The 20,018-nt window shown below is 74.1% G+C and carries 17 protein-coding genes; 6 read left to right on the top strand and 11 right to left on the bottom strand.

Annotation, left to right across the window (positions count from 1 at the left end; translation table 11 throughout):
* From KC207_RS11905 to KC207_RS11895, 3 genes are read right to left on the bottom strand one after another with little or no spacing between them, the layout of a single operon-like run.
* Nucleotides 1-915 (bottom strand): phytoene/squalene synthase family protein, encoded by a 915-nt coding sequence (locus KC207_RS11905; protein WP_211603300.1) that lies wholly within the window; start codon nt 913-915, stop codon nt 1-3.
* Nucleotides 912-2,432 carry a phytoene desaturase family protein gene (crtI, locus tag KC207_RS11900; protein ID WP_211603298.1) on the bottom strand — a complete coding sequence of 507 codons (1,521 nt, stop codon included), beginning with the start codon at nt 2,430-2,432 and terminating at the stop codon, nt 912-914. Before crtI ends, KC207_RS11905 begins: the two co-directional genes overlap by 4 nt.
* Nucleotides 2,429-3,487, bottom strand: coding sequence for a polyprenyl synthetase family protein (locus tag KC207_RS11895; RefSeq protein WP_211603296.1), 1,059 nt, complete (start codon nt 3,485-3,487; stop codon nt 2,429-2,431). Before KC207_RS11895 ends, crtI begins: the two co-directional genes overlap by 4 nt.
* Before the next feature lie 203 nt (nt 3,488-3,690).
* Between KC207_RS11895 and KC207_RS11890 the strand changes: the two genes are divergently transcribed.
* The 3 genes from KC207_RS11890 (at nt 3,691) to KC207_RS11880 (ending at nt 7,419) form a co-directional block, all read left to right on the top strand.
* Nucleotides 3,691-5,187 (top strand): cryptochrome/photolyase family protein, encoded by a 1,497-nt coding sequence (locus KC207_RS11890; RefSeq protein ID WP_211603294.1) that lies wholly within the window; start codon nt 3,691-3,693, stop codon nt 5,185-5,187.
* Nucleotides 5,188-5,288: 101 nt separating this feature from the next.
* Nucleotides 5,289-6,740, top strand: coding sequence for an NADP-dependent phosphogluconate dehydrogenase (gene gnd, locus KC207_RS11885; protein WP_282958974.1), 1,452 nt, complete (start codon nt 5,289-5,291; stop codon nt 6,738-6,740).
* 196 nt (nt 6,741-6,936) lie between these two features.
* Nucleotides 6,937-7,419 (top strand): pyridoxamine 5'-phosphate oxidase family protein, encoded by a 483-nt coding sequence (locus tag KC207_RS11880; RefSeq protein WP_211603292.1) that lies wholly within the window; start codon nt 6,937-6,939, stop codon nt 7,417-7,419.
* A gap of 33 nt (nt 7,420-7,452) precedes the next feature.
* On the opposite strand, the gene KC207_RS11875 is transcribed toward KC207_RS11880, so the two are convergent.
* Together KC207_RS11875 and KC207_RS11870 are read right to left on the bottom strand one after the other, a co-directional pair.
* On the bottom strand, nt 7,453-8,721 hold the full coding sequence (locus KC207_RS11875) for an endonuclease/exonuclease/phosphatase family protein (protein ID WP_211603291.1): 1,269 nt from the start codon (nt 8,719-8,721) through the stop codon (nt 7,453-7,455).
* Between the two features lie 86 nt (nt 8,722-8,807).
* The gene (locus tag KC207_RS11870; protein WP_211603290.1) at nt 8,808-9,782 is read right to left on the bottom strand and encodes a hypothetical protein; all 975 of its coding nucleotides are present in this window, start codon (nt 9,780-9,782) and stop codon (nt 8,808-8,810) included.
* A 124-nt stretch (nt 9,783-9,906) separates the two neighbouring features.
* On the opposite strand from KC207_RS11870, the gene KC207_RS11865 reads away from it, so the two are divergent.
* Nucleotides 9,907-10,329 (top strand): VOC family protein, encoded by a 423-nt coding sequence (locus KC207_RS11865; protein WP_211603289.1) that lies wholly within the window; start codon nt 9,907-9,909, stop codon nt 10,327-10,329.
* Here KC207_RS11865 and KC207_RS11860 read toward each other — a convergent pair.
* Together KC207_RS11860 and KC207_RS11855 are read right to left on the bottom strand one after the other, a co-directional pair.
* The gene (locus KC207_RS11860) at nt 10,295-11,737 is read right to left on the bottom strand and encodes a wax ester/triacylglycerol synthase family O-acyltransferase (protein WP_211603288.1); all 1,443 of its coding nucleotides are present in this window, start codon (nt 11,735-11,737) and stop codon (nt 10,295-10,297) included. The genes KC207_RS11865 and KC207_RS11860 overlap by 35 nt on opposite strands.
* A 96-nt stretch (nt 11,738-11,833) precedes the next feature.
* Nucleotides 11,834-12,487: a dimethylsulfonioproprionate lyase family protein gene (locus KC207_RS11855; protein ID WP_211603287.1), complete on the bottom strand. Its 654-nt coding sequence runs from the start codon at nt 12,485-12,487 to the stop codon at nt 11,834-11,836.
* Between the two features lie 80 nt (nt 12,488-12,567).
* On the opposite strand from KC207_RS11855, the gene fumC reads away from it, so the two are divergent.
* Nucleotides 12,568-13,998: a class II fumarate hydratase gene (gene fumC, locus KC207_RS11850; RefSeq protein WP_211603286.1), complete on the top strand. Its 1,431-nt coding sequence runs from the start codon at nt 12,568-12,570 to the stop codon at nt 13,996-13,998.
* A gap of 18 nt (nt 13,999-14,016) precedes the next feature.
* Here fumC and KC207_RS11845 read toward each other — a convergent pair whose 3' ends face one another.
* Nucleotides 14,017-14,427 carry a nitroreductase/quinone reductase family protein gene (locus tag KC207_RS11845; protein WP_211603284.1) on the bottom strand — a complete coding sequence of 137 codons (411 nt, stop codon included), beginning with the start codon at nt 14,425-14,427 and terminating at the stop codon, nt 14,017-14,019.
* Between the two features lie 171 nt (nt 14,428-14,598).
* On the opposite strand from KC207_RS11845, the gene KC207_RS11840 reads away from it, so the two are divergent.
* Nucleotides 14,599-15,984, top strand: coding sequence for a GmrSD restriction endonuclease domain-containing protein (locus tag KC207_RS11840; RefSeq protein ID WP_211603282.1), 1,386 nt, complete (start codon nt 14,599-14,601; stop codon nt 15,982-15,984).
* A 30-nt stretch (nt 15,985-16,014) separates the two neighbouring features.
* Here the strand turns inward: KC207_RS11840 and KC207_RS11835 are convergent, their stop codons facing one another.
* The 3 genes from KC207_RS11835 to KC207_RS11825 all read right to left on the bottom strand — a co-directional run bounded on the left by KC207_RS11835 (nt 16,015) and on the right by KC207_RS11825 (nt 19,942).
* Nucleotides 16,015-16,332, bottom strand: a complete 318-nt coding sequence (locus KC207_RS11835; RefSeq protein WP_211603280.1) for a type II toxin-antitoxin system PemK/MazF family toxin — start codon at nt 16,330-16,332, stop codon at nt 16,015-16,017.
* Between the two features lies 1 nt (nt 16,333).
* Nucleotides 16,334-16,567 carry a YlcI/YnfO family protein gene (locus tag KC207_RS17045; protein ID WP_211603279.1) on the bottom strand — a complete coding sequence of 78 codons (234 nt, stop codon included), beginning with the start codon at nt 16,565-16,567 and terminating at the stop codon, nt 16,334-16,336.
* 63 nt (nt 16,568-16,630) lie between these two features.
* Nucleotides 16,631-19,942 (bottom strand): DEAD/DEAH box helicase, encoded by a 3,312-nt coding sequence (locus KC207_RS11825; RefSeq protein WP_211603277.1) that lies wholly within the window; start codon nt 19,940-19,942, stop codon nt 16,631-16,633.
* Nucleotides 19,943-20,018: the final 76 nt, after the last annotated feature.

Here is a 20,018-nt window from a genome sequence, read left to right as displayed (position 1 = left end):
TCAGACCGCCCCGTCGGTCACGAGGGCGGCCCGGTCCCGCCGGACGAGCCGCATCGGGTCGCGGGAGAGCACCATCCGCCCGGCGAGGCCGAGCTTGCGGGAGGTCGGCACCCGGACCCGCCCGGCGAAGACGTCGTGGTCGGCGGCCTCGATCCGCTCGAGGATGCGGGCGTAGAGGACCCGGGCGGTCGCGACGCAGCGGCGCGAGGCCGGGGGCAGGAGCGGGATGCCGGCGTCGGCCTCGCGGTAGAGGGCCCGGTTGCGCTGGATCTCGAAGGCCATGAGCGCCCGCCACTCCGGGGTCGCGGCGCGGGCCCACGGGTCGGCCCCGAACCGGCGCAGGTCCTCCTGCGGGACGTAGACCCGGCCGCGGTCCAGGTCCTCGTCGACGTCGCGGAGGAAGTTCGTCAGCTGGAAGGCGAGTCCGAGGGCGCGGGCCGGTGCGCGGGCCTCGCGCCGCGGCTCGAGGACGGGCAGCATCATCTCGCCGATGACGGCCGCGCTGCCGTCCATGTAGCCGAGGAGGTCGTCCCACGTCTCGTAGGTCCGCTGGGTGAGGTCGGCCCGCATCGCGCCGAAGAAGCGGTCGAACGCCTCACGGGGGATGTCGCACGCCCGCACCGAGTGCCCGATCGCCGCCATGACCGGGTCGCTCGAGCTCCCGGTGTCGACGGCGTCGTGGAACCGGGCCTCGAAGGCGTCGAGCTCGGCCGCGGTCCCCGGGCCGGGCCGCGGCCCCGCGTCGTCGACGATGTCGTCCGCGAGCCGGGCGAGGGTGTAGACGGCGTGGACGTGCCGGCGAGAGGTCGTCGGCAGCAGTCGGGCGCCCCACCAGTACGTCGTGCCGTACCGGCGCGTGACGTCCGCGCACCGCCGGTAGCCCTCGGTCAGGTCGGCGGGTCCGGGCGTGCTCACCGGGCCATTCTGGCGGGTCGGCCCGCCGGCCGCCGCGAGGGCCGGGCCGCGCCGGCGTAGTCCTGCACCCGCTCGGCGGCGAGCCGGCCGCTCACGAGGACCATCGGCACCCCGACGCCCGGGGTCGTCCCGGACCCCGCGAAGACGAGGCCGGGGACGCGGCGGTCGACGTTGCTCGGGCGGAACGGGCCGCTCTGGCCGAAGGTGTGGGCGAGAGCGAAGGGGGTGCCGAGGTGCAGGCCCTGGTCGGCCCAGTCCTGCGGGGTGACGAGCCGCTCCTCGACGACGTCGCTCGGGTAGCCGCCGGCCTCGAGGAAAGCGTGCAGCCGCTCGCGCATCGGCCCGGCCTCGCGGGACCAGTCCAGGCGCGAGCCGAGGTGCGGGACCGGCTCGAGGACGTAGAGGGTACTGGAGCCCTCCGGGGCCGCCGTCGGGTCGGTCACCGACGGGACGGTGACGAGCCGGGACGGGTCGGGCATGAGCTCGCGGCGGTCGATGAGGGCCTCGAAGGCGCCGTCCCACTCCGCCCCGAAGTGGATGTTGTGGTGGCCGAGGTGCGGGCCCGGCGCCCCGTTCGCCCCGACGTGCCAGACGACGGCCGACGGCGAGAACTCGCCCCGGCGCGCGGCACGCGGGGCGGTGACGCCCGGGAGCAGCCGGTCGTAGGCGACCGGCAGGTCGAGGGTGCAGACGACGGCATCCGCGGCGACGCGCTCACCGTCGGCGGTCCGGACGCCGGCGACCGCGCCGTCGGCCCGGCGCAGCACCTCGGCGGCCTCGACCCCGAGGTGGACCGGCACCCCGGCCTCGTCGAGCGCGCGGGCCATCGCGCGCGGCACGGCGTGCATGCCGCCGTCGGGGTAGAAGACGCCGCGGACGGTGTCCATGTACGTGATGACGGCGAAGACGGCGCGGGCCGACGCGGGGGCGACCCCCGCGTACAGGGACTGGAAGCCGAAGATCTTGTGCAGCCGCTCGTCGTCGAAGAACGAGGCGACCTTCGGGCCGAGCGCCCCCAGCCCGCCGAGCCGCAGCAGCCGGGCGGCCGTCACGGGGGAGCGGACGAGGTCGAGCGGGGAGTCGATGTTCCGGTCGATGAAGGTGTCGAACTCGACGTCGTGCAGCTCCTCGAGCCAGTCGAGGAAGCGGTCGAAGGACGCCGCGTCGGCCGGGCCGGAGAGCCGGCGGACCTCCTCGCGCAGGTCGGCCATGTCGGCGCGCACCGACAGCTCGGACCCGTCGTCGAACACGGCGCGGTAGGCCGGGTCGAGCCGGCGCATCGGGGCGTACGCCTCGGGGTCGGCGACGCCGGCGGCCCGCAGCGGACGGTGCAGCAGCTCGGGCATCGTCATGACGACGGGTCCCGGGTCGATGCGGAAGTCGCCGAGGTGCAGCAGCCCGGCGCGCCCACCGACGACGTCGTCGCGCTCGAGGACGGTCACGTCGTGGCCGTCGCCGACGAGGTGGCACGCGGCGGCGAGGCCGGACAGCCCGGCGCCGAGGACGACGACCCTCATCGGTCGCGCCACGCCACGGTCTCGGCGAGGCCGCGCAGCGACGCGGCGGTGCGCTCGTCGGGGTCTAGGTCGGCGAGGACCTCGTCCGCCTGCTCGAGGAGGTCGCGCAGCAGGGCCTCGGCGCGGCGGTACACCCCGGCCTCCTCCATCGCGCGCTGGAGGCGGGCCACGTCGAGGTCGTCGAGGCGGCCGGCGTCGCACCGCTCGAGGAGAAAGCGCTCGGAGTCCGGCAGCATCTCGGCCGCCCAGACGAGGAGCGCCGTCGGCTTGCCGGAGCGCAGGTCGTCCCCGGCCGGCTTGCCGGTGAGGGTCGGGTCCCCCCAGACGCCGAGGACGTCGTCGCGGACGGCGAACGCGTCGCCGACGAGGTCACCCCAGCTGAGGAGGCGGGCGACGAGGTCGTCGTCGGCGCCGGCGACGAGCGCGCCGAGCTGGAGCGGGCGGCCGATCGTGTACCGGCTGCTCTTGGCCCGGGCGATCCGCATCGACGTCGTGAGGTCGCGGCCGCGCCCCGCCGTGTGCGACACGTCGAGGAGCTGCCCCTCGACGAGCTCCGCCGCCATGAGCCGCCAGGTCCTGGCCACCCGGGGGCCGCCGGTCGCCGCGAGCAGCGTGGCCTCGGACAGGGCGAGGTCGGAGACGAGGGTTGCGACGCTGTCCCCGAAGAGCTCGGGGTCGCCGAGACCGCCGCGCTCGCGGTGCCGCTCGGCGCCGACGACGTGGAGGGTCGGCCGGCCGCGACGGGCGGCCGACCGGTCCATGACGTCGTCCTGGATGAGGGCGAAGAGATGGAGCAGCTCCAGCGCGGCGGCGACCTCGACGAGGCGGCCGCGGGTCGCGTCGTCCCCGCCGGCAGCCGACCAGCCGAGGTGGGCGACGAGCGGGCGGAGCCGCTTCCCGGGGTGGTGGACCCGCTCGCGCAGCTCGTCGACGAGGTCGACGACGAGGGGGCCGGGGGTGGCGCGGGCCGGGTCGGTGTCGTGGTCCGTGGCCTCCGCGAGGAGGGCGGCGACGTCGTCGAGGACCCGGTCGAGCACGCCGTCGACCTCGGCCATGACCGCACGGGCCTCCGGGTCCGCGCCCGGGGCAGCGGTCGATGGCGTGGCCTGCGCGCTCATCCGTGGTGTCACCAATCCGTCGTGCGTGCTGGGTCTCGATCTAACCATCGGGGACGGTGAGGGCGAAGTGGGCGCCGGCAAAGATTCGACAGCCGGCCGGCGGGGGCGGAAGGGCCGGTGCGGCGGTCTACGGTCGGGGCATGGCCGGCTCCCCGCGACGACTGCGCGTCGTCTTCCCGCACCAGCTCTTCGCGTCCCACCTCGAGGAGCCCGAGGGGACGCGGTTCGTGCTCGTCGAGGACGACCTGCTCTTCCGCCAGCAGCCGTTCCACGCCCAGAAGCTCGTCCTGCACCGCGCGTCGATGCGGCTCTTCGCCGGGCGGCTCCGGGACGCCGGCTTCGACGTCGACGTCATCGAGACCGACGCCCGCCGCAAGACCCGGACCCGGCTGCGGGACCTGCTGAAGGAGGCCGACCCCGACGAGGTGCGGCTGCACGACGTCGTCGACGACTGGCTGCTGCGCGACGTCCGCAAGGCCTTCGACGAGGCGGGGGTCGAGCTGACTCCCGAGGACGTCGAGGAGACCCCGAACTTCCTCACGACCCGGCCCGAGCTCACCGAGTGGTTCGGCGAGAACCGGGCGCGGATGGCGTCCTTCTACCAGTGGCAGCGCCGGCGCTTCGACGTCCTCGTCGAGGGGAAGGACGGCGACCGGCCCGTCGGGGGGCAGTGGTCGTTCGACCCCGAGAACCGCAAGAAGCTACCGAAGAAGCACCAGGTGCCGACCCGGTCCTCCCCGGACCGGCTGCCCGAGGTCGACGAGGCGATCGCCTGGGTCGGCGAGGCCTTCCCCGACGCCCCCGGCCGGGCCGACACCTTCGACTGGCCGGTGACGCACGAGCAGGCCCGGGAGGCGCTGCGGGAGTTCGTCGACGAGCGGCTCGCGGAGTTCGGCCCGTACGAGGACGCCGTGTCGACGGAGCACCCGTTCGTCTTCCACGCCGTCATCACCCCGATGCTCAACTGCGGGCTGCTCTCGCCGCGCGAGGTGCTCGACGCCGTTCTCGACGGGGCCGAGGAGCAGGGTGTCGACCTGCCGTCCCTCGAGGGGTTCGTCCGCCAGGTCATCGGCTGGCGCGAGTACATGCGGGCGACGTACCACCTCTACGGACGGCGGATGCGGACCTCGAACCACCTGCACCACCGGCGCTCGCTCGCGGACGGCTGGTGGGACGCGAGCACCGGCCTCGACCCCGTCGACCACGTCGTCGCGGGCGTCATCGAGCGGGGGTACGCCCACCACATCGAGCGGCTCATGGTCCTCGGCAACGCGATGTGCCTGCTGCGCACCGACCCCGACGAGGTCTACGAGTGGTTCATGGCGTTCTTCGTCGACGCCTACGACTGGGTCATGGTCCCGAACGTCTACGCGATGTCGCAGTTCGCGGCCGGCACCGGCATCACGACGAAGCCCTACGTCTCGGGCAGCAACTACCTCACGAAGATGACGGACTTCGGCACCGGCGAGTGGCGCGAGGACTGGGACGCCCTCTACTGGGGGTTCGTCGACCACCACCGCGAGGTCTTCGAGAGCAACCACCGCTCCAAGATGGTGACCCGGACGTGGGACGGGTTCGACGAGGACAAGCGGGAGGCGCTGCTGAAGCGCTCACGCGCGGTCGTCCGCCGCCTGTAGGCCGGCCGGTCGAGCGGTGGGACGTCCCCGCGGGGAAGAGCGCCGGACTGGTACCTGTTGCGGAGGACGAGCACACCTCTCAGCGACGACAGGAGCATCCCGTGAGCGAGCACAGCACCGAGGCCACCGAGGGCACCGCCCAGATCGGGGTGACGGGCCTCGCCGTCATGGGCCGCAACCTCGCCCGCAACTTCGCCCGGAACGGGTTCCGCGTCGCGGTGCACAACCGCACGACGAGCAAGGCCGAGGCGCTCGTCGAGGAGTTCGGGGACGAGGGCGACTTCACCCTGGCCCGCTCGCTCGAGGACCTCGTCGGCGCGCTCGAGCGGCCGCGTCGGATCGTCGTCATGGTCAAGGCCGGCGACGGGACGGACGCCGTCATCGACGAGCTCACTCCGCTGCTCGACGAGGGCGACATCGTCGCCGACGCCGGCAACGCCCACTTCGCCGACACCCGCCGCCGGCACGCCGCGCTCGCCGAGAAGGGCATCCGCTACGCCGGGGTCGGGGTGTCCGGCGGTGAGGTCGGCGCGCTCGAGGGGCCGTCGATCATGCCCGGCTGCGACGCCGACACCTACGCCGAGCTCGGGCCCTTCCTCGAGGTCGCGTCTGCCCATGTCGACGACGAGCCGTGCTGCACCCTCATCGGGCCGGACGGCGCCGGGCACTTCGTGAAGATGGTGCACAACGGCATCGAGTACTCCGACATGCAGCTCATCGCCGAGACCTACGACCTCATGCGCGGCCCGCTCGGCATGGAGCCGACCGCCATCGCCGACACCTTCCGGGAGTGGAACGGCGGCGAGCTGGAGTCCTACCTCGTCGAGATCACCGCCGAGGTGCTGGCGCACACCGACGGCGAGACGGGCCGCCCGTTCGTCGACGTCGTCCGCGACGCCGCCGAGCAGAAGGGCACGGGGCGCTGGACCGTCCAGACCGCCCTCGACCTCGGGGTCCCGGTCACCGGCATCGCCGAGGCGACGATGGCCCGCTCGACCTCCGGTGACACCGAGCGCCGGGCCGCCGTCCGCGAGGCGCTCGCCGTCGCCGAGGACCCGGCCGGGGCGGAGGTCTCCGTCGAGGACCTCGCCGCGGCCCTCTACGCCGCGAAGGTCGTGTCCTACGCCCAGGGCCTCGACATGGTCCGCAACGGCTCGACGGAGAACGACTGGGACGTCGATCCCGCCGACCTCGCCCGGATCTGGCGGGACGGCTGCATCATCCGCGCCCGGCTGCTCGGTGACATCGCCGACGCGGTCGAGGAGCACCCGGACGCCCCGAGCCTGCTCGCGACGCCGACGTTCGCCGCGCTCGTCGCCGACCGGCTGCCGGCGCTGCGCCGGGTCGTCGCCGCGGCCGTCGCGTCCGGCACCCCGGCGCCGGTGTTCTCGGCCGTCCTCGCCTACGTCGACGCCCTGCGGGCCGAGCGGCTGCCCGCGGCGCTCGTCCAGGGCCTGCGGGACTACTTCGGCGCGCACACCTACGGACGGGTCGACAAGGACGGCTCCTTCCACACGCTCTGGTCGCAGGACCGGTCCGAGGTCGACGCCTGACGCCGGTGCGCGCCTCCGACCCGACCGCCGCATCCACCGTCCGGCATCCGACCCCCGGCTGGTCGACGTCGGGCAACACGCAGACCGTCGGACCGGATCCTCTGCGTGTTGCCCGACCTCGAGGCGGGTGAGGGAGCTCGAGGCGGGTGGGTGACCCCCGGAGCGGGTACGTGACCCCCGACGAGAGGAGCACGACATGACCCACCACGACGAGACCGCCCACGTCCACGAGCTCATCGGGGGCCAGCGGACGGCGATGCTCACGACGATCCACGAGCAGACCGGGGCGCTGACCTCCCGGCCGATGACGCTGCAGCGGGCCGACGAGGACGGCACCCTCTGGTTCCTCGGGGCCACCGACAGCGCCGCCGCCCACGAGATCCAGGCCCATCCCGACGTCAACGTCGCCTTCACGAAGGAGGGCGCGTGGGTGTCGGTCGCAGGCCGCGCCGAGGCGCGTCACGACCCGGAGCGCGCGAAGGACCTGTGGAACGAGTTCGCCGAGACCTGGTTCCAGGTCGAGCCGGACGACCCGTCGGTCGCGGTGATCCGCGTCGACGGCGACACCGCGCAGTACTGGGACAGCCCCGGCAAGGCCGCGACCGTCGTCGAGATGGTCAAGGCCCGGGTCACCGGCGACCGGCCCGACCCCGGCGGCAGCAACACCGTCGACCTCTGACGGGACCCGGCCTTACTCGGCCCCCGGATCGGCTCAGCGCCGCCCGGTGCCCGGCACGCGGACGTCGACGTGGACGAGCCGGTGGTCGCTCGGGAACGTGCCCGTCGTGAGGCGGGAGAGAGGGTCGTCCGACGTCCGCCAGAAGACGCCCGCGTCGACGATCCGCAGGTCGGTGCTCGGCAGGACGTAGTCGGCGCGGATGTTGCCCGGCGGCTCGGAGAAGTCGGCGGTGTCGTACCGGGCGGGGCTCTCGTGCTCGAGGTTGGCGCCACGCTGCGCCAGGCTCGCCTCGACGGCGCCGTCGCTCGACGGCGTCACCGAGGTGTTGACCCGCGGGGCGTCGAGCAGCTGCTGGATCGACCCCGGCAGCGAGTCGCCGTCGCGAGGGTCGGAGTTCTGGTCCCCGGCGACGACGAAGCTCGCGCCCGGCGTGAGGCCGCCGCGCGCTCCCGCGTCGTCGGTGATCCACGCCGAGCGCTTCCCGGGGCTCACGTAGTCGGCCCACAGCCGGATCTCGTCGTGGTTGCGCCGGCCGTTGCGGTCCTCGGGGCCGTCGAACACCGGCGGCGTCGGGTGCGACACGAGGAAGTGGACCGTGCGGCCGTCGACGTCGACCGGGACGTCCCAGTGCGACTTGCTCGAGAGGCGGACGTGCTCGAGCTCCTCCTGCGAGTACCACCCACCCGGGGTCCCGGTCGCCGGGTCGTCGGGCAGCAGGGCGCCGGGCATGTCCTTCCACAGCAGCCGCTGGAAGGTCCGCACCGCGTCCTCGTCGATGGGGTACTTCGAGAACACCGCCATCCCGTACTGGCCGGGGAAGAAGCCGAACCCGTAGGCGTCGTTCGGGCCCCCCACCGACCCGTCGTTGTCGAGGTCGTAGCCGCTCGGGACGCCCGTGTTGACCGGGGCCGAGAACGCGTAGGGGTACTCGACGGGACCGGCGCCGTTCTGGCCGACCTCGAGGTAGTTCTCGCGGAAGAGGTCGAGGGCCCGGCCGTCGGCGTCGTGGTCGAACTCGTTGACGAGGAGCAGGTCGGGGGCGTTGCGCTGGATCACCTCGGAGACCGCCTGCGCCTGCGGGTCGTCCGGCGTCGACAGGTCGGCGACGAGCCCGCCCTCGACCGACCGGTTGAGCGAGGCGTTGAAGGTCGCCACCCGCAGGGTCGTCGGGCCGCGGTCCGCGGCCGGCCCGCGGGCGCCCGGGGCGGCCGACGCGGGGAGGGCGACGGCGACGGAGGTGGCGAGCGCGGCACCGGCGACGGTGGCCACGAGCGCGCGACGGCGGGGGACGGTGCTCGACATGGCACCCGACCGTAGGCGGCTCACGGCCCCCGCGGGAGGAACGGGACGTGGCGATCCGGTGACCGTCCGGGGCATCGGGACCCGGGTCACCAGCGCACGACGGCCAGGGTGCCGAGGGGTGACCGGTCGGTCGTGAGGACGGCGACGTCCCGGCCCGGCAGCACCGCGGCGGACCAGGGCCGTTCGGTGTGGAGGCGCTCGACACGACCGGTCGACGGGTCGGCGAGGTCGAGCCCGGTCCGCCCGGACACGACGAGCCGACCGGTGGAGTCGGTCCCGAGCACCTCGACGACGTCCCGTGCCACGGGCACACGAGGGCCGTCGAGTGTCCGGAGGGTCAGCGGGTCGAGGCGGACGACGGCGTCGGGCACGGCGACCGGGTCCTCCCCGATCCCGCCGAGGCTGCTCGACGGGACCTCTGCCAGCCCCACGTAGGTGAGCGTCCCCGGGGCGAGCACCGGGTGCTTGCCGAGCGGTAGGGCATGCCGCCGGACCGTCCGAAGGGTCGGGAGGTCGACGTCGACGGCCCGGCCGCGCGAGGGCTCGAACAGGCGCACGCGACCGTCGGCGAGCGGGAACGCTGCGCCGATGCCCGCCGTGCGCAGCCGTCCCCCGGGTTCGCCGGACCGGGCGTCGAGGACGACCGTCGTGCCTGCGGCACCGCCCCGGACCCCGACGAGGTCCGGTCCGAGCGGGACGAGGGCCTGGGCCGGCACGGGGACCACACCCCGGCGCCGGACGTCCGTCACGGCGAGGCGGGGGTCCTCCTGGTCGACCCGCCCGACGCCGTGCTCCCCGAGGACCCACCACCGGGGGTCGGCCGCACCTGCGGGTGGCACGTGCAGGTCCCGGAGCATGCCGGGAAGCCCGGTGCCGGTACGCACCTCACCGGTGTCGACGTCGACGAGGCACCAGGGCGCCCGGGAGGCGCCGGTCGGCGGGCTCACGGCGACCGCGGCGGTGCCGGGCACGGGCACGACGGCGCTGCCGTACACCCAGTCCGTCGCGGTGGAGCGCACGGGCAGGTGGACGAGGTCGACGGTCCGATGCCGTGTCGGCATGGACGGAGTATGCCGAGGTCGGTGCCCGGACGGCGTCGGGTCGGTGACACCCGTCGGTGGGCGGGAGTAGCGTCCCAGCGTCCGACCGACGGGGCCGGACGACGACCAGTGCAGGGAGCACGCGATGTCCATCGGTCTCAACCCCTACCTCGCCTTCGACGGCACGGCCCGCGAGGCGATGACCTTCTACCAGCGCGTCTTCGGCGGCACGCTCGAGGTGATGACCTTCGGCGACATGGGCACCGAGGGCACCGGTGCCGACGACGTCATGCACGCCTACCTCGGCACCGACGACGGCTTCGTCCTCATGGCCTCCGACATGCCGCCCGGGCAGAGCGGCGAGATGCCCGGCACGACGAACGTCAGTGTCTCGATCAGCGGGGACGACGAGCGGATCCGCGGGTACTGGGAGGCCCTGTCCGAGGGAGCGACGGTGACCCTGCCGTTCGAGAAGCAGATGTGGGGCGACGAGTACGGCCAGCTCGTCGACCGCTACGGCATCGCGTGGATGGTCAACCTCGGGACCGGCGAGCCGCCCTCGGCCTGACGACGGCGGCCTCCGACCTGACGACGGCGGTCTCCAGCTCGTCGAGCGCCTCCCCGGTGCGCACGGCGAGCCGCTGGAGGTGTGGCAGGGCGTCCCGGTCACCGACGAACCCGACGTCGAGCGAGCCCGCGTACGACTGCGCCGTGATGTTGAGGGCCATCGAGTGGACCGGGATCGAGACGGGGAACGCGGCGTCGAGCCGGGCGCCCCGCCAGTAGAGGACCTCCCGCGGCCCCGGGATGTTCGAGACGGTGAGGTTGAGGGTCGTCGGGACCGGTAACGGCAGCCGGGACGCCGCGCGGGTCGCCTCGAGCGCCGCCGGCAATAGCAGCAGGACGCTGTACGCGATGACGGCGTCGGGGTGCAGGTCGGCCGTGCGCGCCTTCGCGGCGGCGGCCGAGGCCGCGACCGCCTCCAGCCGGGCCACGGGGTCGTCGACGTCGGTCGCGAGCGAGACGAGCGTCCCGCCGACGTAGTTGCCGCCGCCGTGCCCCTCCGGAGCACGGACGTCGACCGGGACGAGCGCCACGAGGGGCTCGTCGGGGCGGGCGTCGATCTCGTCGAGGTAGCGCCGCAGGGCGGTCGAGCACACGGTGAGCAGGACGTCGTTGACCGTGTGGCCGCCGACCGCGGCGACGGCGCGCAGGCGGGTCAGGTCGAGGCGCTGGGTGGCGAAGCGTCGGGCTCGCCCGGTCCTGGCGTTCAGGACCGACCGCGGCGCCACGTACGACGGCACGGCCGTCGCCCCCGCGTCGTCACCGAGGCGCAGCTGGGTCGCGACGGCGGTCCGGACCGCGACGGGGGCGGCGCGGGCACCTCCGAGGAGGGTGCGGAGGAGGCCGAGCCCGTCGCCGGTGTTCTCGGAGCGGTCCGCACCCCGCGCGGGCGGGATGCCGAGGAAGTGCGGGTGGGCCCGGTCGTCGGGGTCGGTGCTCAGGCCCCGTTCGAGCAGGCGCATTCCGGAGACGCCGTCGACGAGGCTGTGGTGGACCTTGACGTAGACCGCCACGCGTCCCGGCTCCAGGCCCTCGATGACGTGCACCTCCCACGGCGGGCGCCGCAGGTCGAGCCGTTCGGAGTGCAGACGTGACACGAGGACGCCGAGCTCCCGCTCCCCGCCGGGGTGCGGCAGCGCGGTGAGGCGGACGTGGTGGGTGACGTCGAACGAGGGGTCCTCGACCCAGCGGTGCAGCAGCTGGCGCAGCAGTCGTCGGGTCTGCAGGTGCAGCGTCCACGGTGGCTCGACCGGGCCCGCGTGCAGCTCGGCGACGAGGTCGCGGGCGAAGGCGGCGGCCTCGCCGTCCGGGGGCGTGAGGTGCAGCAGGATCCCGACGTGCATGAGCGTCTCGTCCGTCTCCGCGGCGAGGAAGACCGCGTCGAGCGGGGTGGCCCAGCGGGATGACGGCATCGCCTCACCCTAGGTCGTGCTGATGGGGCCGGAGCCTGTGGAGACGGCCGGTCGCCGTGGTCGTCGAAGGCGCGACGCCACCGGCGTCCCCGCAGGTCAGCGGCGTCTCGGCGAGAAGCGCATCGCCGGGTCGCGCAGCCGCTCGGCAGGCCCGACCCAGGCGTAGGCGAGGAGGGTCGGCTCGGAGAAGCCCGTCGTGATCCGGTGGTCGTGGGCGGCGACGTTGAGGATGAGCGACCCGGGGGCGTAGACGGCGGCGTCGTTCTCGGACCACGCGCCGCTGATCGCGACGTAGGACTCCTCGATGTCCGCGTGGTGGTGCTGCGGGTAGGTGGTGCTCGGCGCGAAGAGCACGAGCCCGAGGACGAGGTCGTCCGCGAGGACCGGGCCGCGCGGACCCACGACCTCGCAGTATCCGTACTTCTCCGTCAGCCCCCGCGGGACCCGCTCGTAGCCGTACTCCCAGTGCAACCGGTCCGCCACTCGCAGCAGCGAGTGGCTCATGTCCGCCATCGGCCCCCGGGTCCCGGCGTGCAGCGCGCGGGGCAGGTGGGCGCAGACCGGGAGGGCCTGCGGTGGCCGGTCGGCGACCTCGGGGTTGGCCTCGAAGACGTCCGAGACCGCCTCGCGCACGGTCCGCAGATGGCCGCGGATGACCCGGCTGCCCCCGGCCGAGCCGCGCCGGTAGACCGCGTCGTAGTCGCGGACGAGGTAGACCAGGTCCGGGTCGTCGCGGAACCGGCGGCTCATCGTCCGACGGTACCGGCGCTCGACCCGCGACGGTGCGGTCGACGCTCGGAGACCGCAGGACCCCGGACTACCGTGGGGACATGAGCACGGACCGCACCACGTCCTACGGCGGCAGCACGACAACCCGGACCGAGCGCGACACGATGGGCGAGATCGAGGTGCCCGCCGGTCGCTACTGGGGAGCCCAGACCCAGCGCAGCCTCGAGCACTTCGACATCGGGCGCGACACGTTCGTCTGGGGCCGGCCGGTGGTCCGCGGGCTGGGCCTGCTGAAGAAGGCCGCCGCGCAGGCGAACCGGGACCTCGGTCTGCTGCCGGACGAGATCGCCGACGCGGTCGTCCGGGCCGCGGACGAGGTGGCACAGGGCGACTTCGACGACCACTTCCCGCTCGTCGTCTTCCAGACCGGGTCCGGGACCCAGAGCAACATGAACACGAACGAGGTCGTCGCGAACCGGGCGATCGAGATCCTCGGCGGCGAGCTGGGCTCGAAGGATCCCGTCCACCCGAACGACCACGTCAACCGCAGCCAGTCGAGCAACGACACCTTCCCGACGGCGGTCCACGTCGCCGTCGCCCTCGAGCTCACCGAGCGTCTGTTCCCCGCGGTCGACGGTCTCGTCGCCGCGCTCGACGCCAAGGCCGAGGAGCTCGGCGACGTCGTCAAGGTCGGCCGTACCCACCTCCAGGACGCGACGCCGGTGACGCTCGGCCAGGAGATCGGCGCCTGGTCCGGTCAGCTGCGCGAGGCGTGGCGGGACGTCCGGCGCTCCGGCGACCGGGTGCTCCAGCTCGCCATCGGCGGGACGGCGGTCGGCACCGGGCTCAACGCGCCGGAGGCGTTCGGGCCGAAGGTCGCGGAGCACCTGTCCGCCGAGACCGGCCTGGAGTTCCGGCAGGCCGACAACCTCTTCGTCCAGCTCGCGGCGCACGACGGGCTCGTCGCCGTGTCGTCGGCGCTGCGCACCCTCGCCGGCGGGCTCATGAAGCTGGCGAACGACGTCCGCTGGCTGGCCTCCGGGCCGCGTACCGGCATCGGCGAGCTGCGCATCCCCGAGAACGAGCCGGGCAGCTCGATCATGCCGGGCAAGGTGAACCCCACCCAGTCCGAGGCGATGACGATGGTCGTGACCCGGGTGTTCGGCAACGACGCGACCGTCGGGTTCGCCGGGACGCAGGGCAACTTCCAGCTCAACGTCTTCACCCCGGTCATGGCGCACGGGGTGCTCGAGTCGATCCGGCTGCTCGCCGACGCCTGCCGCTCGTTCACCGAGCACTGCGTCGTCGGGCTCGAGGCCGACCGCGACCGGATCGCCGAGCACCTCGAGGCCGACCTCATGCTCGTCACCGCGCTGGCCCCGCACATCGGGTACGACCACGCCGCGGCCATCGCGAAGCAGGCGCACCGCGACGGCCTGACGCTCCGCGAGGCCGCGGTCGCCTCCGGCCACGTGAGCGAGGACGACTACGACCGGTGGGTCGACCCCGAGGCGATGACCCGCCCCGACTGACGCCTCGCGGGCGGGCAGTCAGCGGCGCTCGAGGGCGACGACGGGGATGACCCGGCTCGTCTTCTCCTGGTAGCCCTTGAAGCCGTCGGACATCTCCTCGAAGCGCGCCCACGCGGCGTCGCGCTCGTCACCGTCGAGCACGCGGGCCCGGACCTCGACCGTGCCGTCGTCGGGGGTCTCGATCGCCACCTCGGGGTGGGCCCGCAGGTTGTGGTACCAGTCCGGGTTGTCCGGGGCGCCCGCCTTCGACGCCGCGACGAACCACCGGTCCGCGGAGTCGCGGATGTGCGCGAGCGGGGCGATCCGCTCGGTGCCGCTGCGCGCCCCGACGTGGTGCAGGAGGACGAGCGCCCGGCCGAAGCCCATCGTCCCGACCGTGCCCCCGTTCGCCCGGAACTCGTCGATGATCTGCTGGTTCCAGTCCGACATGCCGTTCTCCTCCACTCGCCGACGTCCTCGTCGCCCGATGCAACCGCCCCCACGGGCGAGTGCTTCCCGTCCGTTCGGACGACCCGGACCCCGAACGTGGGGTACCGCCCGCCCGTCGTCCGTAGCGTGCCGCGAGCGCACAGCGGCACAGGGACACGGGGAGGATCGCGGATGAGCAGCCACGCACCGGCCGGGTGGTACCCGGTGCCGGAGGGCCACCGGTACTGGGACGGAAGCGACTGGACCGAGCACGTCGCGCCGCGACCACCCGGTCAGGCGTCGCCGGCTGCCGCGGCGCACCGGTCCCGCGGACCTGCGGCGTGGTTCGGCTGGGGAGGGCTCGCCGTGTCCGCACTCCTCGGAGGTGCCGTCGGCGGGGCTGCCGACGCGGTGCTCATGGCCGCCCTCTACGCGCTCGTCGTCTCGGTCGTCGCCCTGGTCCGAGGTCGGGTGCGATGGGCGCGGATCAACGGACGCGCAGCGGCCGGCGCGGCGCTCGCGGGCGCGCTCGTGCTCGCGGGGGTCGGCGGTGCCGCAGCCGGCCCGGGTGACGGTGCGTCGACCGCGGCCGCCGTCGCGACCACCGACGACGAGACCACCTCCGAGTCGACGGTGTCGCACGAGGCGACTCCGACGGCCCCTCCGACGCCGTCCCCCTCGGAGACGCCGACGCCGACCCGGACCGCCACCCCGGCTCGGACGGCCACGCCGACACCGACGACCACGCCGACCCCGTCACCCACCCGCTCCGCCCCGGCCGCCGGGACCGCGCTCGCTGCCCTGGCCGCCCTGCCGGTCAAGGGCCGGGCGCCGAAGACCGGCTACGACCGCGACCGCTTCGGGCAGGCCTGGGCGGACACCGACCGCAACGGCTGCGACACCCGCAACGACGTCCTGCGGCGCGACCTCACCCGCTTCACCCTCAAGGCAGGGACCCGCGGCTGCCTCGTCCTCACCGGACGGCTCGAGGACCCGTACACCGGCGACCGCATCGACTTCGTCCGCGGGGCGAGCACGTCCATTGCCGTCCAGGTCGACCACGTCGTCGCGCTGTCCGACGCGTGGCAGAAGGGCGCCCAGCAGCTCGACGAGCGCACCCGGACCGCGTTCGCGAACGACCCCCTGAACCTCCTCGCGGTCGACGGCCCGACGAACGCGGCGAAGGGCGACGGCGACGCCGCGACCTGGCTGCCACCCCGCAAGGCCTACCGGTGTGCGTACGTCGCCCGGCAGGTGGCGGTGAAGCGCGAGTACGACCTGTGGGTCACCGCGGCGGAGCGCGATGCCATCGAGCGCATCCTCCGCACCTGTCCGGAGCGAGGGCTCCCCCGGTCCACGGCGGTCCCCCTGGGAGGTGGCAAGGAGGTGAGCCCGAAGGCTGTGGCGCCGCCGAAGCCGAAGCCGAAGCCCGTCCCGACGCCGAAGGCGCCCTCCACCGACGCGCGCTACCCGTACTGCAAGGACCTCCCGTCCGGCCTCGGCCCGTACTACCGGGGCACCGACCCGGAGTACCACTGGTACACCGACCGCGACGGAGACGGCGTCGTCTGCGAGTAGGTGACCCCCGGCGTCCGCCGGTCGGTGCGATCAGCGGTCGAGCAGGGGCAGGTCCAGGTCGTAGGCGAGGACGACGGCGCGGGCGAGCTGCGCTTCCTGCGCCGCGGTGAGGTGACCGACGACCCGGCCGAGCCGGTCGGCGGGGACGGTGACGACGTTGTCGAGCGCCACGGCGCACTCGTGGTCCAGCCCGTTGGCCGGCCCGACGGGCACCTCGCTGCTCAGGCCGCGGACGGTCGAGGTGATCGGTGCCACGGTCACCTTCGTCATCGCCGCGCGGGCGGCGGCGCGCGTGAGGACCACGGCCGGGCGGGTCTTGTCGAGGCGGACGAGACGGATGTCCCGCACGTCAGTCCCCGAGGTCCACGGTGGTGGCCGTCCACGCGACGACGGCATCGAGGTCGTCCGGGGCTCCCTGCTGCTCCAGCAGGAGGGCGTCGTGCTCCGCGGCGAGACGGCGCATCTCCCGCTCGAGGGCCGACCCGACGATGGCGGCGCGGCTGGGCGCCCGGCCGTCGGCGACGGCGCGATCCAGCGCGGCGACCATGGCGTCGGGGAGCCGGACGGCGATCTGCGTGCTCATTCACCCATCGTAGCGGCTGTGCATCCCGAATCGGGATGCACAGGGACGTCGGTGGACGACCGGTCAGCCGTCGAGGAGGGAGCGCAGGTCGTCGGCGGTGAGGGCCTTGCTCATCGCCGCGCCCTCGTCGACGACCTTCTGGAACAGGTCGCGCTTGCGCTCCTGGAGGGCGACGACCTTCTCCTCGACGGTGTCGCGGGCGACGAGCCGGTAGACGTTGACCGGCCGCGTCTGACCGATCCGGTGCGCCCGGTCGATGGCCTGCGCCTCCGCGGCGGGGTTCCACCAGGGGTCGAGGACGAAGACGTAGTCGGCCTCGGTGAGCGTGAGGCCGAACCCGCCGGCCTTGAGGGAGATGAGGAACACCGGCGCGTCGCCCTCGCGGAAGGCGGCGATCCGGTCGGCACGGTCGCGGGTGCGCCCGTCGAGGTACTCGTACGCGATGCCCTCGGCGGCCAGCCGCTCGCGCACGATCGACAGGAAGCCGGTGAACTGGGAGAACACGAGCGCCCGGTGGCCCTCCTCGGCGAGCTCGCCGACGTACTCGACGAGCGTGTCGACCTTGGCCGACGTCGCGAGCCCGGCGTACTCGTCGTCGACGAGCGCCGGGTCGAGCGCCATCTGCCGCAGCGCCGTGAGCGCCCGCAGCACCGCCATCCGGTTGCCGTCGAGGTCGTCGATGAGCCCGAGCAGCCGCTGCCGCTCGCGCTGCAGGTGCCGGTCGTAGACCGCCCGGTGGCGCGGGTGCAGGTCGACGGTGAGGATCTGCTCCTGCTTCGGCGGCAGCTCGCGGGCCACCGCCTCCTTCGTCCGGCGCAGCATGAGCGGGCGGACCCGGCGGCGCAGCGTGTCGAGCCGGTCCTGGTCGCCGTCGCGCTCGATGGGGTTGGCCCACTGCTCCTTGAACGCGCCGGGCTTCGGGTGCAGGCCGGGGGCGACGATCGACAGCAGCGACCACAGGTCCATGAGGGAGTTCTCGAGCGGCGTCCCGGTGATCGCGAACTTCGCCCGCGCCGAGAGCCGCCGGACCGCCTGGTACGTCTTCGCCTGGTGGTTCTTGACGAACTGCGCCTCGTCGAGGATGACCGCCCCCCAGGGACGCGAGCGCCACGACGCCTCGTCGATCCGCGCCACCGTGTACGAGGTGATGACGACGTGGGCGTCGCCGACCGCGGCCTCGAGCGAGCGCCGATCCTTGCCGCGGGTGCGGTCGACGACGGCGGTCCGCAGCCCGGGGACGAAGCGCTCGGCCTCGCCGGCCCACGTCGAGAGGACCGACGTCGGGGCGACGACGAGGACGGGGTCGGTCAGCTGGCCGCGCTCGTGCGCGCGCTGGACCATCGCGAGGGTCTGGACGGTCTTGCCGAGACCCATGTCGTCGGCGAGCACGCCGCCGAGCCCGGTGTCCCAGAGCAGCGACAGCCAGCGGAACCCCTCGACCTGGTAGGGCCGCAAGGTCGCGTCGAGGCCCACGGGGACCTCCGCGGGGTCGAGACCGATGCCGTCGACGAGCCGCCCGACGCTCGCCTGCCAGCGCTCGCTCTGCTCCTCGACGACGCCGAGCGCCGCGAGCTCCTCCCAGAGCCCGACGTGGACCGCGGAGATCCGCAGCGGGTCGGACGGCTTGTCCTGGAGCGAGCGGGCCTCCTCGACGAGCCGGCGCAGCTGCTCGAGCTCCGGGCGATCGAGCGAGAACCACGTCCCGCTGTCGAGGATGAGGTGCTCCTGGCCCTTGGCGATCGCCTCGATGAGGGGGGCGAGCGGGACGTCCTCGTCCGACACCGTCACCGAGATACCGAGGTCGAACCAGTCGGTCGAGCCCGTCGACCCGCGGCCGCCGGGGCGGTCCGTGGCCGAGACCTGGATGAGCGGTGCCTCCTCGGCCTCGCTGTAGTCGGCGACCTCCCCGACGACGGTGACCTGGACCGCGTCGGACTCCTCGAGGACCGGCAGGACCTCGGAGAACGCGACGGTCGTGAACCCGTGCAGCCGGATCTCGGGGACCAGGCGCGGCTGCTGGGCGACGGTCTGCCACAGCGGGGCGAACCCGGCGACCTCCTCGACCTCGCGGAGGGCGTCGACGAGCCGGCGCTCGGCGGCGCGGTCGCGCATGGGATCCGGGTCGTCGGAGTCGAGCGGGACGGTGACGCCGGTCGGCCCGCCGTAGCGGTACCCCCATGCGAGGTGGGTGCGGTGGCCCGGCTCGGCCGTGACGGTGAGCTCGAGACGCGGCGGGACGACCTCGGGCAGCTCGAGCTCGGGGGAGAGGCTGCGGACGTGGGCCTTGCGGCGCAGCCCCGGCAGGTGGGTGACGCAGAAGCGGGCCCAGTCGGCCTCGGGGACCTCGACGGTGCCGAGGTCGAGCAGCCGCTGCCTGCTGGCGTCGAGGGGCTCGGCGAGCGGGCCGAGGACGAGGGTGTCGTCGTCGCGCAGCCAGAAGCCGGTCGCCGGAGACCCGACGAGGTGGGTGTCGGTGCCGGGCGCGACGGGCAGGTCGAGCCGCGGCCGCAGCTCCGCACCGTCGTCGATGGCCTCGATCTCGACGACGAGCTCGGCGGGGTCGGGGGCGAAGGCGACGACGCCCTCGCCGGAGAGGTCGGCGAGCAGCCGGACGCCGGCGCGGTCGGCGGCCCGGAGCAGCCCGACCCAGCCGGGGCCGAGGGTGTCGAGCGGGACGGCGTCGGGCATCCGGCCGTACCCGAAGCCCCGGGCGGACCGGCGGTGGGCGTCGGCGATGGCGGTGAGGGCGTCGCGGTGGTCGTCGGAGAACGTCACGTGCCCGAAGCCGTAGTAGCCGCCGGCGAAGGTCTCCCACGAGACCCCGGTACGGATCCACTGGCCGCGCACGCCGGGGACGACCGGCCGCAGCCGCAGCCCACCGCGGCCGGTGTCGGTCGTGACCCGAGGCCGGCTGCCCGGACCGGTCGCCTCGAGGAGCAGCCCGACCGGGGTGATGTCCGGCGGTGTCTCGTCCTCGAGCAGGCCGCCGAGCGCCTGCTCCCACGTCGGGGCGGGGGCGTCGGAGTCGTCGGGCCGGTCGCCGGTGAGCGGGTCGTCCTCGCGGGTACGCACGGCGACGGCGACGGCGTGCTTGCAGTCGCCGGCCACCGGGCACGTGCACCGGCTGTGCCAGCGGCGGGCCCCGCGGGCGGTCCCCGCGACGTCGCTCAGCGTGACGCGGGTCGTGTACGTCTGTCCGGTGCTGCCACCGACCCATCCGGTGGCCTCGAGCCCGTCGTCGGACAGCTCGAGGTCGACGACGCGGCCCTCTCGGGCGTAGGCGAGCCCGCGGGCGACGGTGATCGTGCCGCAGAGGTCGCCGAGCTCTCGGTTGGTGAGGGCCGCGAGGCGGTGGGCGGCGACGACCCGGGGCATCCCGACCTCCTCCACGACCCGTCGCCCACCCGGCGTGGCGACCTCCGAACGACCCACCGTACGACGCCGCGGGGAC

The sequence above is a fragment of the Phycicoccus avicenniae genome, assembly GCF_018139485.1.
Taxonomy (GTDB): domain Bacteria; phylum Actinomycetota; class Actinomycetes; order Actinomycetales; family Dermatophilaceae; genus Phycicoccus; species Phycicoccus avicenniae.
This window is presented reverse-complemented; position numbering and strand designations above follow the sequence as displayed.

Excerpts from the sequence above, each read along its gene's own strand:
- KC207_RS11895 (WP_211603296.1), bottom strand. The coding sequence starts at position 3,487 with ATGGCCGAGGTCGACGGCGTGCTCGACCGGGTCCTCGACGACGTCGCC.
- KC207_RS17045 (WP_211603279.1), bottom strand. The coding sequence starts at position 16,567 with ATGAGCACGCAGATCGCCGTCCGGCTCCCCGACGCCATGGTCGCCGCG.
- KC207_RS11890 (WP_211603294.1), top strand. The coding sequence starts at position 3,691 with ATGGCCGGCTCCCCGCGACGACTGCGCGTCGTCTTCCCGCACCAGCTC.
- KC207_RS11865 (WP_211603289.1), top strand. The coding sequence starts at position 9,907 with ATGTCCATCGGTCTCAACCCCTACCTCGCCTTCGACGGCACGGCCCGC.
- KC207_RS11880 (WP_211603292.1), top strand. The coding sequence starts at position 6,937 with ATGACCCACCACGACGAGACCGCCCACGTCCACGAGCTCATCGGGGGC.
- KC207_RS11825 (WP_211603277.1), bottom strand. The coding sequence starts at position 19,942 with ATGCCCCGGGTCGTCGCCGCCCACCGCCTCGCGGCCCTCACCAACCGA.
- KC207_RS11870 (WP_211603290.1), bottom strand. The coding sequence starts at position 9,782 with ATGCCGACACGGCATCGGACCGTCGACCTCGTCCACCTGCCCGTGCGC.
- KC207_RS11840 (WP_211603282.1), top strand. The coding sequence starts at position 14,599 with ATGAGCAGCCACGCACCGGCCGGGTGGTACCCGGTGCCGGAGGGCCAC.
- KC207_RS11855 (WP_211603287.1), bottom strand. The coding sequence starts at position 12,487 with ATGAGCCGCCGGTTCCGCGACGACCCGGACCTGGTCTACCTCGTCCGC.
- KC207_RS11875 (WP_211603291.1), bottom strand. The coding sequence starts at position 8,721 with ATGTCGAGCACCGTCCCCCGCCGTCGCGCGCTCGTGGCCACCGTCGCC.
- crtI (WP_211603298.1), bottom strand. The coding sequence starts at position 2,432 with ATGAGGGTCGTCGTCCTCGGCGCCGGGCTGTCCGGCCTCGCCGCCGCG.
- KC207_RS11860 (WP_211603288.1), bottom strand. The coding sequence starts at position 11,737 with ATGCCGTCATCCCGCTGGGCCACCCCGCTCGACGCGGTCTTCCTCGCC.
- fumC (WP_211603286.1), top strand. The coding sequence starts at position 12,568 with ATGAGCACGGACCGCACCACGTCCTACGGCGGCAGCACGACAACCCGG.
- KC207_RS11845 (WP_211603284.1), bottom strand. The coding sequence starts at position 14,427 with ATGTCGGACTGGAACCAGCAGATCATCGACGAGTTCCGGGCGAACGGG.